This is a genomic window from Sphingobacterium corticibacterium (assembly GCF_004208525.1).
Lineage (GTDB): Bacteria > Bacteroidota > Bacteroidia > Sphingobacteriales > Sphingobacteriaceae > Sphingobacterium > Sphingobacterium corticibacterium.
Genome location: NZ_SGIT01000002.1, coordinates 1,022,677 through 1,038,829, shown reverse-complemented (window position 1 = coordinate 1,038,829; position 16,153 = coordinate 1,022,677). Strand labels below are relative to the sequence as shown.

Below are 16,153 nucleotides of genomic sequence, written 5' to 3'. Positions count from 1 at the left end.
CTACTTATCATCCTTACTTGCTTTGAATAGCACTTCTTTCTCCCGTGAAGTTAAGCTTTCATAACCGCCTACGGAAATTTTATCCAAAATTTCATCAATTTCTGCCTGATTGGGAAGATCAGATGCGTGCCGGTAACTGCTATAATTGGTTGAAGCTGTTTTGCTTTGGTGCACAACTTTCATCTTCGACTTTTTTATGGTTTTTTTCCATTTTAACAAGCTAAGGTCTTTTCCTCGATGCAGTGACCGGATAAATAGGATACCCCAGCATGCGGTCGCTAGAAAGCTGATCCCTCCTGCTTTATTCATAAGACCTGTAAAAATCAACTCTATACAGATATAAATAAGTGCGATGGTTTTTAAGGAAACTGTTCCTAAGAGAAGCAAGCGTACTTCGTACCGTGGTGCTAACGTTGCTACGGAGGCTACTACAGCTCCTAAAGCAAATGTGGAGGTGTGGAATGATAGCTGTACGCTGTTTTGCAATATCGGTATAAACCCAAGACTCAGATATAGGCATGCTCCCAAAAAAATTGCACTGAAATAGAGAAATAAGAACTGCCTTCTATTTAGAAAATTTAAGAAAATATTACCCATCCAATACAACCACAAACAATCGAACAGCAGCTGAAATAATCCCGTATATAAGAAAGGATAGGTTATGATAGACCACGGTTGTGTCAAAAACTGACTAAACGATAAGGGTAAGCTTAAATAATCAGCGGCATAGTCATATAAGGATACTTCAAGAACGTTAACCTCTTTTAATAGATCAAAAAGATGGATAAGTACGAAGATGATAACTTGTACCGATATGATAAAAGGGATAGGAGACTTACTTTGGTAAGTATCACGCCAAAAAGTTTTTAACACACTCTCTTTCATCAGTCATACTATTCTTTAATACATACTTCCTCTTCTAATACGCCATATTTTGAGTAGGAGATACGCAAATAACGCTCCCCCAACATGGGCTAAATGGGCGATAGATCCGCCGAATTTTGAAAAACCTAAATATATCTCAATTAAAATTAAAACGGGAATAAAATATTTCGCTTTGATGGGAACAGGAATAAAAAACAGGTATAACGACATGTTTGGAAACAGGTAGGCAAACGCGAGGAGCAATCCGTATATGGCACCGGATGCACCAACTAATGGTGTTCTATAAATAGAAGCCAGTGTCTGGAGTTCACTCTGGGTGATGTCGAGATTTGTACTCACATATCCACTTACCATATCAAATCGCAGATGGTCAGCCACGCGTATCGTTCCGGCTATATTATATACCTCCGCTGCTTGTACACCATATTGGAGTATGAGGGCTCCGAAGCCACAAATCAAATAAAAATTTAGAAAGCGTTTAGATCCCAATACCTGTTCGATAATAGGTCCGAACATGACCAGGGAAAACATGTTAAAAAAAATATGCGCAAACCCTTGGTTGTCGTGCATAAACATATACGTGACAACTTGCCAAACCTCAAAGAACGGAGAATCAGGATAATATACGCCAAACAAGAGAGGTGCCTGCGCGAAAATGAGGGAGCCAATAAAACACACCACGTTGATGATGAGCAAGTTTTTGACGACGGGTGTTAAATTTGATAAAATGTTATTCATATTCTATACTATAGGTCGTAAATGTTTAGTTTTTATTAAATCGTTCCAGGAGTTCCTGTAATGTAATCGTCACGACAATCGGCTTGCCGTGTATCGATATACTCGGTGATTGGGTTGCGAAGAGCTTATCTATCAACTCAGACATCTCTTGGTTGTTCAATCCTGTTCCGGGTTTGATAGCCGCATTTTTTGCAAGGCTACGTGCTAAGTTTTCTCTTTTATTAAGTTGTAATTCGTCCTTATTGTTTTTGAAATCTTCCAAAAGCTGTTCTAAAATTTTTGTTTCATTGATGCCCTGTCCTAAATCGGCAGGAATACCATCGACAATAAAGGTTGTCTTCCCAAAAGGCCGGACCTGAAAACCCAGGGTTTGGATTTCTGGCAAAATATCTTCCATCAGTGCAAAATCTGCCGGGCTTAGCTCGACTGTTTGTGGAAACAAACTCTGTTGACTACTACCTTGGTTATTTTCCAACTGCTCCATGTAGTGCTCAAATAAGATGCGTTCATGTGCTGCCTGCTGATCTATCAGCATGAAACCCGAATGAATCTGTGATACGATAAAACGGTTGTGTAATTGAAAAAATTGCTTGGCAGTTTCTTGGAATGTTGTAGATGATGGAGTGCGTTCCGTGGTCGAAATGTGCGAATGTATTTTTTCATCTTGATGCAAGGATAATTGTTCTGCCGTGTCTCGCTGCGTGATTTGATATAAGGAATCCCAATTCTGCGGAATCCCTGCTTTTTTCTCAAAACCGGCTGCATAACTGGATGCACGGGAACTGCCTGAAGAAGAGGTTTTTGTGTCTTCGAAAGGATTGAAGTCAGGGTTAAAAGAGACTGTCGGTACCTGAATTTCTTCTAACGGTTTGTTCGTAATGAAGTTGCTAAAGCTCGTTTCTTGGTTGAAGTCTAAGGTTGGTGCAATATTATAACGACCTAACGAGCGCTTAACGGTGGACCGTAAAATAGCGTACATCGCTTTGTCATCCTCATATTTAATTTCTGTTTTCGTAGGGTGAACATTAATATCGATTTTGGAAGGATCTATCTCGATAAACAAAACATACAGCGGATAGGTATCTGCCGGAAGAATATCCTCGTAGGCATTCATGACCGCGTGATGGAGATAGGGATCCTTGACAAAGCGTTTGTTGACAAAGAAGAATTGTTCACCGCGGGTTTTCTTAGCAAATTCCGGTTTGCCAATAAATCCGTTAACCGTAATGATGGTAGTGTCTTCCTCTACTGGCACAAGACGTTGATTATAATTGTTTCCGAAGAGATGTACTATGCGCTGTTTCAAGGTCTCCGATGGCAAATGAAAGAGTTCATTGCCATCACTATGTAGACTGAAAAAGATTTTCGGATGGGCTAATGCAATGCGTTGAAATTCATCAATGATATGCCGCATTTCAACGGAATTGCTTTTCAGGAAATTACGGCGGGCAGGGATGTTGTAAAAAAGATTTTTTACCAAGATACTCGTGCCTGAAGGGAGTGCCTCAGGTTGCTGACTGATAACCTTTGAGCCTTCTATTTGTATAATCGTACCCAATTCATCTTCCACGCGTTTACTTTTAAGTTCTACCTGTGCAATGGCGGCAATCGACGCTAGAGCTTCTCCTCGAAATCCCATTGTTCGGATAGCAAATAAATCTTCTGCCTGGCGTATTTTAGAAGTCGCATGCCTTTCAAAACAAAGGCGAGCATCGGTGATGCTCATGCCACACCCGTTGTCGATTACTTGTATGAGGGATTTTCCAGCATCTTTAACGATAAGTTTAATTTTATCAGCTCCGGCATCGATCGCATTTTCGATAAGTTCTTTTACTGCAGAAGCCGGGCGTTGCACCACTTCTCCTGCAGCAATCTGATTGGCAACCGAATCCGGCAGTAACTGTATAATATCTGACATACAAGAGCAAAGTTACAAAAATTTTGTGTGTCATGAATCGACAACATACCATGCTATTCGTCTTTTATTATTCTGCCTCGATAATATGTATTCCAGCTATCTTTTGCGTAACCATCTTTCATAACGGTGAACGAAGACGCCGCTGCGTCTTTCACGGGAACACCTCTGTAAAATACAGTCCAGCTGTCTTTTGCATATCCTCCACCAAGACTTTTGAATGAAGAAGGGGAAGCATCTCTGATTTTTTTACCATTGTAAAAAGCGGACCACGCATCCTTGGCATAACCTCCTCCGAGATATTTGAAGGAAGAAGCGGAAGCGTCTTTGACAATTTTCCCTCGATAATATACCTGCCAATTGTCTTTGGCATACCCTCCCCCTAGCACGTCATTTTTCTGAACATAGGAAACGGTACGAATGGAATTAGTCGAGACCTCCCGCTCTACGGCTACAGCGTTATTTAAAAAAAAATATAATGGCAAAAGAATGAGCAGTCGTTTCATGATAAGTCAAAGTTAAATGAGTTGTTACCGTAATAGACGAAAGGATAGGATAAGGGTTTAATATATTTCTGCTATAAAATATAACCCTTGGTTTCTGTGAAAATTTTTAACATATTCGAAATAAATATACAGGTCTATGAAACGTTATACCTCGTTGTGTCAGCGGCATATTTCTCTTTTATTTTTAGCCGTACTTTTTGTTTCTAGTGGTTTTGCCCAGCGTTTGTATACGGTCGAGACATTGCCTAGCCCGAAGGAAGCTGGACAAGATTTTTATGTCAGCAATCCAGACGGCGTGTTGTCTTCTGAAACGGTAGACCAGCTAAATCGGCTTTCTACCGAAATAGAAGAAACCTCAGGAGCAGAATATGCCATCGTGGTTGTAAACGATTTTGAAGGGTACGATGTATTTGAATTTGCGCTGAAACTGTTCAATACATGGGGAATAGGCAAGCAAGAACAAAACAATGGTCTGCTATTATTTATTGCTAAAGATAAACGGGAGTATCGGTTTATCTCAGGTTACGGAATGGAAGCCATCTTTCCGGATGTATACCTGCATCGTATTGGTGAGAAATTCTTGGTGCCTCATTTCCGGGAAGGGGATTATAACCGGGGTGTATTGGAAGCGTCACAAGCGATTCAACAAGCTTTGACGGCTCCCGATGTACAGGCGGAGCTACACCGCATGATGCCGGAAGCAACGCCTTTTTTCAGCAAACGAAATCCCTATTTTGTCAATTCCATGGTGGTTATACTACTGTATGTAGCACTGTATTATTGGGTGTATCGCGTGGGGCGTGCATGGACTAGTGCAGTGTGGACTCCTTTGTCGGCACAGTCAGGAAAAAAGCGACAAAAAAAAGGTTGTGGCGGTTGGTTCGTCTATATGGTATTTGGGGGCTTCGCGACAATATTTACGATGCTGTTTGTCATGATGATTTTTGCGTTTGTGCTAAATGATATGGAGCGTATGTTCCAACTTTCAACGTTGCCTTGGCTTTTTGCTGTGTGGGGAAGTTACACGGTCGCTGGTCGGATTTGGGAAACGCGGGATGCGATAAAAAAAAGCTATAAAGACGAAGAGAATAAACTAAAAGCTTTGCAACGTTTTCAGCTAAAAACGTTTATTCCCTATTTGTTGAGTCCCTTAATGCTATTTAGTTTTTTCCTCTTCCGACAAAAATGGAAAGATAGTAAGATTCGCTTTGTACCGCCAGATGATTCCGGCAATTGGGAGCGGATTAATCGGGATATGGTGAAGTTAGGTGATATGAAAAGATATCTGAGCCAAGGACAGTTGAAGGAAGAAAACTTACATGCTAAGTTTTATGAGGTATGGATCAACAAAAAGACAGGAGAGCGAAAAGTGTTGGGATGGACGGGGAAGACAAAGTTAGCCGTCTGTCCATCATGTGGATTTAGGACGTATGAAAAGGGAAAAAGAGGTAAAATATTGAAAGTTGCGACCTACAAAGAGAGTGGATTGCAACAAGTCTATGATCACTGTCTACATTGTAAACATAAAGAGGATAAGGGGACGCGGGTCATTCCGAAATTAGTACGAAGTTCCGGCGGTAGTGGTAGTTCTGGTGGTGGAAGTTTTAGTGGCGGCTCCTCCGGTGGTGGAGGTGGTAGCTTTGGAGGTGGTTCATCGGGAGGCGGTGGCGCAGGAGGTAGGTGGTAGCGATAGAATGGCAGAGGTTAACCCCTGCCGTTCTGAATAGCCTTGATGATCCCTTCTAAGTTCTCATTAAACTCCAAAAGCTGTGCGAAAAACCTTATCGTCCTTTGCCAGTCCGCCATGCTTGTTATCAGATTTGGCTTCATTAGCAATTAGGATACTAAAGACCATTTAAAGAAAAGTCATCCTTTCATTTCTGTTTTCAAAAACCTGGCTGTTTCATTCCCTTTCTGTTTGATGAGATCTTCCGGTAATCCGGCAAACATCAATTGCCCGCCGCCTTTTCCACCCTCTGGCCCCATATCAATGACCCAATCGGCAGTTTTCACGACATCCAGATTGTGCTCTATAATCAATACGGTGTTTCCACGATCTACTAATCGGTTAATGACACCTAATAAAACATTGACATCTTCAAAGTGTAGTCCGGTAGTCGGTTCATCTAAGATGTAGAACGTATTACCCGTATCTTTTTTCGACAATTCGGTAGCCAGCTTCACCCGTTGTGCTTCTCCTCCCGAAAGGGTGGTAGACGATTGCCCTAACGTGATATAACCTAACCCTACATCTTGTAGCGTTTTGATCTTTCTATAAATGGAAGGGATATTTTCAAAGAAATCCACTGCTTCGTCAATACTCATATCCAGTACGTCTGAAATAGATTTTCCGCGGTAACGAACTTCTAGTGTTTCGCGATTATAACGCTTTCCGTGACAAGTTTCGCATGGAACTTGTACATCGGGTAAGAAATTCATTTCGATGATCTTCATGCCCGCCCCCTGACAAGTTTCGCAGCGTCCGCCTTTAACGTTAAAAGAAAAACGACCAGGCTTGTAGCCTCGTATTTTTGCTTCCGGCAATTGTACGAACAAGGTGCGGATATCCGAGAACACACCGGTATAAGTCGATGGGTTGGAGCGTGGTGTACGTCCTATCGGACTTTGGTTGATTTCGATAACCTTGTCTATATGTTCTAGTCCTTCTATCTTTTTATAGAGTAGCGGTATGCTTTTCGCACGGAAAAAATGTTTGTTTAAAATAGGATAGAGCGTACCGGTGATAAGACTGGATTTTCCGGAGCCGGACACACCTGTGACCAAAATTAATTTACCCAAAGGAAAGTCGACTTGGACATTCCTCAGATTGTTTCCAGACGCACCTTTTAGCGTTAATGTTTTGCCATTGCCTTGACGTCGTTTGGTCGGGATAGCGACTTCTTTCTGCCCGTTGAGATAACTAGCGGTCAACGTATCAGCTTTCATGATCTCTTTCGGTGTTCCTTGAGCTACCACGCTTCCTCCGTGTATACCTGCTTCTGGTCCCATATCGATTACGTAATCAGCCTGCAGGATCATGTCTTTGTCATGCTCCACCACCAATACCGAATTCCCAATATCACGTAAGTTTTTCAGCGAATTAATCAGTCGTTCGTTATCCCGTTGATGTAAGCCGATGCTCGGTTCGTCCAGAATATACAAAACATTCACGAGTTGAGAACCTATTTGTGTCGCCAGTCTTATACGCTGCGCTTCACCACCAGAAAGTGTTTTGGAGGAGCGATCTAAAGTAAGGTAGCTTAGTCCGACATCCAAGAGGAAACCTATCCTCGCACGAATTTCTTTTAGAATTTCGGCAGCAATAGTGTTTTGGCGTTCGTTGAGTCGGCTTTCTATACCATCAAACCAATCATGTAGTGCAGTGATATCCATGCTGGCCAGCTCGTGAATATTCTTTTGGTCTATTTTGAAATGTAAAGACTCTTTTTTCAGACGAGCGCCTTCGCAGGTGGGGCACACAACTTTCGTACGGAAATCTTCTAAGATAGGCGCATCGTCTGAACCTCTGCCGTTTATTTCTTCCAACATATCGAAGATACCTGTAAACTGTATCTTGTATTCGCGCGCACCATAACTTCCGTAAGAAACGGTGAGACTCAGCGGCTCTTCACCTCCAAAAAGAAGGGTATCCAGTTGTTCCTCACTTAGCTTTTCGATAGGGCTGGTCAACGAAAAGTCCAGTTTCTTGGCCACTGCTTTTACAACTTGGAATGTCCAAGAGTCACGCGATGCACCTAAAGGCAGAATAGCACCCTTTTGTATACTCCCTTTTTTATCGGGGATAACAATGTCTTTGTCTATTTCGAATATATAACCGAGTCCATCACATTTTGGACACGCGCCATAGGGCGAGTTGAATGAAAAAATATTCGGTTGCGGTTCGTCGTAAGAGATGCCGGACGCTGCATCCATAAGATAGCGGCTGAAAAAATGTTCCCGTCCGTCCTTGTTCGCAATCTTAATAATGCCTTTCGCTACTTTCATAGCCTGCATAACGGATGTATACAGTCGCTTTTTATCTCCTTCGCTTGCGTATAGCCGGTCTACAACCGTTTCAATATCGTGGATCTTGTAACGATCTACCTGCATTTTGGGAATAAGATCCAGGATTTCCCCATCTACGCGAACTTTCGTGTAGCCTTGTTTGCGAATCTGTTCAAAAAGTTCGCGATAGTGTCCTTTACGGCCCTTTACAACAGGTGCTAGAATATAGATCGGTTCATCACGGAATTCAACTAATATCCTGTCTACAATCTGCTCTTCGGACATGCGCTGCATGAGTTTGCCTGTCACGTAAGAATAAGCCTCGCTTGCCCTTGCATACAGCAATCGAAGGAAATCGTATATCTCCGTGATCGTTCCAACGGTTGAGCGTGGATTCTTGTTTGTCGTTTTCTGTTCGATGGATATCACAGGGCTTAGCCCTGATATTTTGTCGACGTCGGGGCGTTCCATCCCTCCTAAAAACTGTCGGCTATAAGCCGAGAAAGTTTCCATATAACGACGCTGTCCTTCTGCGTAAATCGTATCGAATGCCAAAGAAGATTTACCGCTACCGCTTAGCCCGGTAATCACGACTAATTCATTGCGAGGAAAACTAACGTCGATATTTCGGAGATTGTGTACGCGTGCGCCAAATACCTCAATTTCACGTTGTTCACCTAAATCTATATGATTGTGCTGCTTGGTGGAGCTCATCTTGTATTGTCCTGAATTTTGCAAAATACAAAGGTACGGTTTATTTGTGTTCTTTTTTCTCTCAAAAAAGAACCAAAACCGAACGAAGTGAGTTCATGGACACCAAAACAAATACTTGTCCATAAAAATCGTCGTTTCGGATTTTTGACATATGGGATAGTATTAAGGATGGATTTCTACAGTTGTCAAAAATCTGGATGCGACAATGGGGGTTAAGGAAGAGACAATGCAGCCTGTCGAGCCGATTATCCACGCTGGTGCTAGTTCGTACAAACCCGAAAGGGCTCATCTTTAGATAAATTACAAATCAAAAAAATTGGCTGATAATTTGTACTTTGGTTGTATAAAAACAAAGTAGCTCGTGAAAAAATTGGATTTGACAAAACAGGAACGAGAAGTCGTTGAAAATGCACTTGACCACTGGCGGGAGTCAAATTTACTCGAAGTTGACAAAGTAGAAGAGTTAAAGCAAACCATCGACGAACGAGGATTCGAATGGAAGCATTTAGCGCGATACGCGTTCTGGATAGCCTTAGTATCCCTCATTTTTGCGGTATTTTCACTTTTTGCGGACGATGCGTTGATCCGGTTTGTGGAGCGCTTTTATGAAACACCAAATATTGTTTTCTGCCTGTTTTTTGCTGGGCTCGCGGTGCTTTTTTATTTTTTGGGTTTCCGAAATAAAAAGCGTTATCCGGAGAAAACGTTTTCCAATGAAACCCTGATGCTCGCAGGTTCTTTTGCAACAGCTGCTTGTATAGGTTTCCTCGGTCAGGTACTAGATCGAACGACAAGCCATTATACGCTTCTCTTCCTGTTGTCGATTGTTATATATGGTACGCTATCGGTCAAACTTCATTCAAAGTTGATATGGGTATTTACGTTGGTAGCACTTGGTATCTGGTTTGCTACAGAAACAGCGTATCACAGCAACTGGGGATTCAAGTTTTGGGGGATGAACTATCCGCTGCGTTTTACGCTGTTTGGATTGCTTTTAACCACTTTTGCAGTCTGGGGACAGGAAAAAATAAAGCCACTGAAACCTTTTCAATCAACAAGCTACATCGTTGGATTATTGTATACGATGATCGCTTTGTGGTGTCTTTCTATCTTTGGGAATTACAGTGATTTGGATGCATGGACGCAGGTTCGTCAATACCATATCCTTTATTGGGGAATTCTGGCTATCGCGCTTTCGTTGGGATTGGCGTTATACGGGATGAAAACAAAAGATCACGCTTCGCGAGACATAGGTTTCGTATTTTTCATCCTTAACCTCTATACCCGCTTTGTTGAATATTTATGGGATAACATCAATCGTACGATTTTCTTTCTCCTATTAGCGGGATCATTTTGGTTTGTAGGCCGATGGGCAGAACGGATATGGCGTAAAGAGAAGTGACCTAATCATTAAAAAATATTATTTCTTATTGTTTCTTGGGCTCCAAAGGGTAGCCAAAACGCATTTTTTGCTTAACTCCAGAAAAATATTCATTTTTTTTCTGAAGGAGGGGTAACATTTCGGAAAAGCCCGTGATTTATCTACAAAGCACAAAAAAGGCGGATTCCGAAAAGCCTAAAACGAGTAGGAGAACTTTAGAAATAAAAATGATGAAAAATTTACTTAACACAATCGCAATCGCCTTAATCGCGCTCTTCATGTTCACCTCATGTGATAAAACAGACGAAATGCCTGTTGAACAACAAGAAAGAGAAATCTCAAACGCACAAATGCAAAATTCCAAAAATCCGTACGACAAAGAAGGGGAATTGCACAATGCTTTCCTTGACTATTTTATTGCCAAGGCAGACGGCAGAAAGGAAATGAACCGGGAGAAGATGTTAGTGATTTACACCGACTTCTATGCCGCTCAGAAAATGGAGTTTGGGGAGGAACAAATTGCCGGCTATCAGCAATTGTTCGACATATACGCTGAGATGAATGAGGGTGAGCGCCACTGGTCATTCCCTCCCCAGTTATGCCGTTGGTTTCCTGCACTATGTTTTGTTTTGACACCGTCGCCTACTTTTCCGCATCTCCTTCCGGTGGGCTTGTTGGAAGAAGGCAATGGCGCCACCTCTACCGAGCGTACGTTAAAATTTATTGACGCGGTCAAAGAAAATGAAGCGAATATATTAGCTGATAAAGAGCTGAGCGAAGAACAGCGAAAAGCCTTGTTAAACCAACATGCCATTGCCCGCTATTCTTCCGGCTACTGGCACAATGTTTCTGCTATTCAACAGGGTAAAAGTGGCTACTATGAAGCTTTTCAAGAAGCAGATGCTGCAAAAATTTGTCATACCTGTGACGTCGTAGGTGCTGATGCAGCCGGTGCAGCTGTTGGAGCATTGGTTGGTGGTGTTGGCGCAGGTCCAGGAGCTGGTATCGCTAGTGGAGCTGTCCTACTCGAAAAAGCATGGAATTGGTTCTGGAACTAGTCGTTTGTAACGTAAGATAAAAATGAGGAGGAAAAACCGATTATTCCCTCCTCATTTTTTATTTAAAAAATTTCAAACTGTACGTAATCTCCACTCCTCCAGCAGAAAGCATATCATGGACGGAGCAATATTTCTTTACAGCCAATTCTGCTGCTTTATGTACTTTCGCTTCGTCAAGCTGTCCCTTTAATAGAAAAGTAATGTGAATGTGGGTGAAAATATTCGGAACTTCTTCCCGACGTTTTCCTTCCACTTCGACTCGGATATCTTCTATAACCTGACGTTGCTTATTCAGGATGTTGGATAAATCAAACACACTACAAGATCCTAAGGCCATCAATACCAACTCCATTGGTCGTACGCCTTTTCCTTCACCCCCGATACTTTCAGCACCGTCGATGTGAATTTTTATGTCAGAAAGCTCGCTAGAACCTTCAAAATGAACTGCTTCGTTTTTTCGTTGTAATTGGACTTTCATGGAAATAAATTGTTTCTACCAAATTCTTCAAAAATAAGCTTTCCAATCCATTTAATGTATTTTTCGCTAAGGAAATTTCACGCCTCGATATTGTGATGCATCTACTTTTGGAATCTTGCTGCCGTATTGTTTATTGATAGCTTCAATAAAAAGATTGGCCATGAGTGCATTTCCCATTGGCGTGAGATGAACGCCATCGAGTGAAAAGGCATTTCCGGTAATGAAAGAAGCATTTATCGCTACCCCGTTGTACATGATTCCCGGTTCTTTAACACGGTTAAGATAGGCATGAGCATCCGCTAATGCCAATTTTTTTGCTTCAGCAATATTTTTGATGATGCGGTTGAATGCGGTTACACGTGCTTGAACACTTGCGACTTCGTCAGTATCTAAAACATAGTTGCTCTCGACTGGATTTAAGGGGTGCAACCCATAGGGTGCAGGATTCTCTACGGATGTGCTTCCCAATAATCCTGCTGATGCGAATGGTAGTACAAACAAATCATCGTCTGTTGCCGCACGGGGAATACCATTGCCTGTCATAATATAGATGTCTTGGACGTCCTGACCGCTCTCTGCCTTTACGGCTGCAATCAATGCTGCCCGCGTGACGGTTGTAAAAAAAGGAATAGCGGTTACATCAGGAATAGTCGCCACTACGCCTTTGCGATCGTTGGTGGTCAGTGCCTCTATAAAACCGCTGTAGACCTGTTCAAATGTGGCTGTTTCTGTTAACACCGTTGTTGGATCGGTTGGATTGGTTACAGCACCATTCATAGCATACCCTAAAACATCGTTGTTTCCTAACCAAAAACTGAAAAATGTATGGTTTTTTTCGGTGGCAAATTGCATGTACGTTTTCGCGCCAACATCGGAATCTGGTAATAGCCGCTCAAAATACATATTCAAGGCACCAAACCAATCTTGGGTTGAAAGGTCTAATCGCATACCCGGAACACCGAGGTTTTCGATATCTTCGGTGTATTTGCTTAGTTTTCCCGCTGCACGATACGCTAAATTATCCGTGACGTTCTCCATGATGGGCTGTCCTTCTACTAAAGCTTGGAGCTGTATATAACCTGATCCGTTACGTTCAGTCTCCGAAAAAAACGGACTTCTAAAATTAGTATTCCCCACTTGTTGCAATTGTTCTGCAATTAAATTAGGGAATGCTACCTTTTGTCCCTCTAGGTATAACCCACCATCGGCAAAACCTGCGGTCAATGAATTTCCAACAGCAATATATTTAGAAAAATCTGCTTGTCCAGCTGTCGTCTGTAAGCCTTCGATTTCCGGTTTGCAGGAAGAGGCGAGAATAGTGGACAGGATACCAATGTATAATGCTATATTTTTAAATACTTTTTTCATCACTACCATTTATAAGTTAACGAAATGCCTGGGGCATGAATATTTGTTTTGTATGTACCAGAAAGTCCGGTGTTGGCACTTGTTACTGTTCGCTCCAGCAGATGTTGGAAAACATATGCACCCGTAAGATCCCAACGGTCGTTAATATCGTACGTAAATCCTACAGATCCCATTATACGGTTATTGTCTGGTGTTTCTGGGGATACATAAGGGCCTCGCACCGGGGTATATACATAACCGACACCTGCACGCAGATCCAGCTTTTCCGATGCTTCGACATTGAGACCGGTTTTTACCGAAAATGCGTTTTCATAATTTTTAATTTGTTTAGTGTCTTCGAGGGCAGGCGTGTTATCTTTATAGTCGAAAACGAGTTCTTGGTATACACTATAACCGATGAACGTCGCGTCTGCAGCAATATCCACCCGTTCGCCTGCAGGGAATGTTACACCTACATTAAAGGAGCTCGGCAATGGAAGTTCTGCATCGAATGTGGTATTTGGAAAGGAGGTTGCTAATGCTGGAGGTACAGTAAATTGCGCATCGCCATCTTTAAGTTTAGTAATGACTTGCGAACGATAACTCAGCGAAATCGCGAAATCATCCTCTAAATGATAATGTACCCCCACATTAAAGCCCATTCCGGTGCCTACGCCTGACAGCTCAGCTCTTCCCGATGTGCCATCGGCAGATGCGATGGGGATAGAGCGCGAAAGATCGACCAAACCTACGTTGTATACAAAGCCCCCACCGATACCGAAGTTTTCCGTTAGTTTGAAGCTCAATGTCGGTTGGATATAGATAGCCCGCATTTGTAAATGATTCAATTCATATCTACCGGGCCATTGATCGCCCCAGTCTACAGAACCTCCAAAGGGTGTATAGACGCCTAAACCGGCTTTCCACCACGAGTTCTGAGGACCAAATGTTGCAAAAGCGGAGAATGGTGGGGAGATCTTAAACTTGGTGTGGTGCACATCATTGCTATTAAATTCCCGAAAGGCAGCGCGATACATAACGGCACTTGCGCCGACAGATATGGCATTGTGATCCATTTTAGCAACGGCGCCAGGATTATAGAAAATGGAAGTCTCGTCTACGAATAATGCTGATCCGGCACCAGCCATACCAACAGCTTTTTGGCTTTGCGTGTTTACCTGCGATCCCTGTGCCCATACAGCCGCAGGACTGGCAAGTAATAATCCTAATATGAGTCTTTTTATCTGCATAAATTGTTCGTTTTAGCTAAAATGTATGAATAGGCTTATAAACTCCTAAACAAAAGATAGCAAACTATATGCCAGCATAATATTTTATATATGTGAAATTTGGAAAAAATTTTAACTTTGCTTCGTTATGGACAAAGATCAATCTAAAATCATACGAGAACAAGCACCTCGATCTGCAACCCGTGAGCATTCTGTTCCACTATATCTAACATCAAGTTTTATTTTTGATAGTGCAGAACAAGGTCGTGCTGTTTTTGCAGGCGAAGAAGAAGGTACGATATATTCCCGTTACTCCAATCCGAATACCACCGAATTTATAAATAAGGTATGTATCATGGAAGGAGCAGAAGATGGTTTAGCCTTTTCATCAGGAATGGCAGCCGTTTTTGCTTCTTTTGCAGGTTTTGTACGAAGTGGCGATCATATTGTTTCTGCTGGTGCTATCTTTGGTTCTACCCACCAATTGTTTACAGAACTGTTTCCTCGCTGGGGAATCACGACCAGCTATGTGAATGCGGTAGACAATGATGCTTGGGAGAAAGCTATACAGCCTAATACAAAAATTGTTTTCTTAGAATCGCCTTCTAATCCAGGGTTAGAGCTTGCGGATTTGGAATTTTTAGGTAGTTTAAAGAAGAGATATCCACAGATTATCTTTATCATTGACAATTGTTTTGCAACACCCTATTTGCAAAGGCCATTAGCATATGGTTTTGATCTTTCGTTGCATTCGGCGACGAAATATATGGATGGCCAGGGTAGAGTGTTGGGGGGGGTTATTGTCGGAAAACAAGATTTAATTGATGAATTGATGTTTTTTATTCGTCATACTGGACCTGCCATGTCTGCATTTAATGCCTGGACGCTATCGAAGAGCTTGGATACGCTTGCCCTTCGGATGGACAGACATTGCAGCAACGCTTTGGCTTTGGCTGAAACATTAGAAAAGCGTCCGGAAATTTTACAGGTAAAATATCCATTCCTACCTTCTCATCCACAGTATAACTTGGCTAAGAAACAGATGAAAGCCGGGGGTGGTATCGTCACTTTTGAGGTTAAAGGGGGGAGGGAAAGGGCCTTCCGCTTTTTAGACAAGCTGGAAATGATTCTTTACACGTCAAACTTGGGTGATGTGCGTTCTATTGCTACACATCCGGCTTCGACGACACACGCTAAACTTACAGAAGAGGAAAGACTAAACTTAGGCATTATGCCTGGTACCGTACGTATATCTGTAGGCTTGGAAGACAAAGAAGATATTATAGGAGATATTTTGCAAGCATTGGAAGCTTCCAAAGGATAAAAAAAGAGCAAAGATAGTTGGTATACATAATCTTTGCTCTTTTTATTCGTTATCTTTTTTCCGAAATATTATAAGGCTGCCAGAGCTTTGTCATAATCCGGTTCTTCCGTTGTTTCTGCAACTTGCTCGGTATAAGAAACTTTACCCTCTTCATCAATAACGACTACCGAACGGCTCAATAGTCCAGTCAATGGGCCGTCTACAAACTTTACCTGGTAAGCATCCGAAAAATTACTGTCTTTATATTCCGAAAGGGTAATAACATTTTCTAAGTTTTCTGCGGCACAGAAGCGTCCTTGTGCAAAAGGAAGGTCTCGTGAAATACATAACACAACGGTGTTTTCCAATCCAGAGGCTTTTTCGTTAAATTTACGAACAGACGCAGCGCAGGTGCCGGTGTCTATGCTCGGAAAGATATTTAAGACCACTTTTTTTCCTTTAAAGTCACCCAGACTTTTCTCTGATAAATCGCCTGCGGTCAAATTGAAGTCAGGAGCAGGAGATCCAACTGCGGGTATATCACCTTGCGTATGTACTGCTGTTCCTTTGAATGTAATTTTAGCCATGATTTCT

13 protein-coding genes are annotated in these 16,153 nt (G+C 42.1%); 4 read left to right on the top strand and 9 right to left on the bottom strand.

Annotation, left to right across the window (positions count from 1 at the left end; genetic code table 11):
* Genes EWE74_RS12635 through EWE74_RS12620 form a run of 4 tightly spaced genes read right to left on the bottom strand, consistent with a single transcriptional unit; the run spans window position 1 to window position 4,044 of the window.
* Window positions 1-885, bottom strand: a complete 885-nt coding sequence (locus tag EWE74_RS12635; RefSeq protein WP_130141885.1) for a rhomboid family intramembrane serine protease — start codon at window positions 883-885, stop codon at window positions 1-3.
* A 15-nt stretch (window positions 886-900) separates the two neighbouring features.
* Window positions 901-1,623, bottom strand: a complete 723-nt coding sequence (locus EWE74_RS12630; protein WP_206365222.1) for a rhomboid family intramembrane serine protease — start codon at window positions 1,621-1,623, stop codon at window positions 901-903.
* A 25-nt stretch (window positions 1,624-1,648) separates the two neighbouring features.
* Window positions 1,649-3,541 carry a DNA mismatch repair endonuclease MutL gene (mutL, locus tag EWE74_RS12625; protein WP_130141884.1) on the bottom strand — a complete coding sequence of 631 codons (1,893 nt, stop codon included), beginning with the start codon at window positions 3,539-3,541 and terminating at the stop codon, window positions 1,649-1,651.
* A 53-nt stretch (window positions 3,542-3,594) separates the two neighbouring features.
* Window positions 3,595-4,044, bottom strand: a complete 450-nt coding sequence (locus EWE74_RS12620; RefSeq protein WP_130141883.1) for a DKNYY domain-containing protein — start codon at window positions 4,042-4,044, stop codon at window positions 3,595-3,597.
* A gap of 136 nt (window positions 4,045-4,180) precedes the next feature.
* Here EWE74_RS12620 and EWE74_RS21230 point away from each other — a divergent pair, with 136 nt between their 5' ends.
* A complete protein-coding gene (locus EWE74_RS21230) occupies window positions 4,181-5,731 on the top strand; it encodes a TPM domain-containing protein (RefSeq protein WP_206365221.1) in 1,551 nt (516 codons plus the stop codon).
* A gap of 179 nt (window positions 5,732-5,910) precedes the next feature.
* On the opposite strand, the gene uvrA is transcribed toward EWE74_RS21230, so the two are convergent.
* Window positions 5,911-8,763, bottom strand: a complete 2,853-nt coding sequence (gene uvrA, locus EWE74_RS12610; RefSeq protein WP_130141882.1) for an excinuclease ABC subunit UvrA — start codon at window positions 8,761-8,763, stop codon at window positions 5,911-5,913.
* Window positions 8,764-9,124: 361 nt separating this feature from the next.
* Here uvrA and EWE74_RS12605 point away from each other — a divergent pair, with 361 nt between their 5' ends.
* Together EWE74_RS12605 and EWE74_RS12600 are read left to right on the top strand one after the other, a co-directional pair.
* On the top strand, window positions 9,125-10,165 hold the full coding sequence (locus tag EWE74_RS12605; RefSeq protein ID WP_130141881.1) for a DUF2157 domain-containing protein: 1,041 nt from the start codon (window positions 9,125-9,127) through the stop codon (window positions 10,163-10,165).
* Window positions 10,166-10,371: 206 nt separating this feature from the next.
* The gene (locus EWE74_RS12600) at window positions 10,372-11,202 is read left to right on the top strand and encodes a hypothetical protein (protein WP_130141880.1); all 831 of its coding nucleotides are present in this window, start codon (window positions 10,372-10,374) and stop codon (window positions 11,200-11,202) included.
* A 58-nt stretch (window positions 11,203-11,260) separates the two neighbouring features.
* On the opposite strand, the gene EWE74_RS12595 is transcribed toward EWE74_RS12600, so the two are convergent.
* The 3 genes from EWE74_RS12595 to EWE74_RS12585 all read right to left on the bottom strand — a co-directional run bounded on the left by EWE74_RS12595 (window position 11,261) and on the right by EWE74_RS12585 (window position 14,277).
* Window positions 11,261-11,680, bottom strand: a complete 420-nt coding sequence (locus EWE74_RS12595) for an OsmC family protein (RefSeq protein ID WP_130141879.1) — start codon at window positions 11,678-11,680, stop codon at window positions 11,261-11,263.
* A gap of 66 nt (window positions 11,681-11,746) precedes the next feature.
* Window positions 11,747-13,048 carry an SGNH/GDSL hydrolase family protein gene (locus EWE74_RS12590; RefSeq protein ID WP_130141878.1) on the bottom strand — a complete coding sequence of 434 codons (1,302 nt, stop codon included), beginning with the start codon at window positions 13,046-13,048 and terminating at the stop codon, window positions 11,747-11,749.
* Between the two features lie 2 nt (window positions 13,049-13,050).
* Window positions 13,051-14,277, bottom strand: a complete 1,227-nt coding sequence (locus EWE74_RS12585) for an OmpP1/FadL family transporter (RefSeq protein ID WP_239018652.1) — start codon at window positions 14,275-14,277, stop codon at window positions 13,051-13,053.
* 127 nt (window positions 14,278-14,404) lie between these two features.
* On the opposite strand from EWE74_RS12585, the gene EWE74_RS12580 reads away from it, so the two are divergent.
* Complete coding sequence (locus tag EWE74_RS12580; RefSeq protein WP_130141877.1) at window positions 14,405-15,580, top strand: trans-sulfuration enzyme family protein; 1,176 nt, start codon at window positions 14,405-14,407, stop codon at window positions 15,578-15,580.
* A gap of 68 nt (window positions 15,581-15,648) precedes the next feature.
* Here the strand turns inward: EWE74_RS12580 and tpx are convergent, their stop codons facing one another.
* Window positions 15,649-16,146 carry a thiol peroxidase gene (gene tpx / locus EWE74_RS12575; protein WP_130141876.1) on the bottom strand — a complete coding sequence of 166 codons (498 nt, stop codon included), beginning with the start codon at window positions 16,144-16,146 and terminating at the stop codon, window positions 15,649-15,651.
* Window positions 16,147-16,153: the final 7 nt, after the last annotated feature.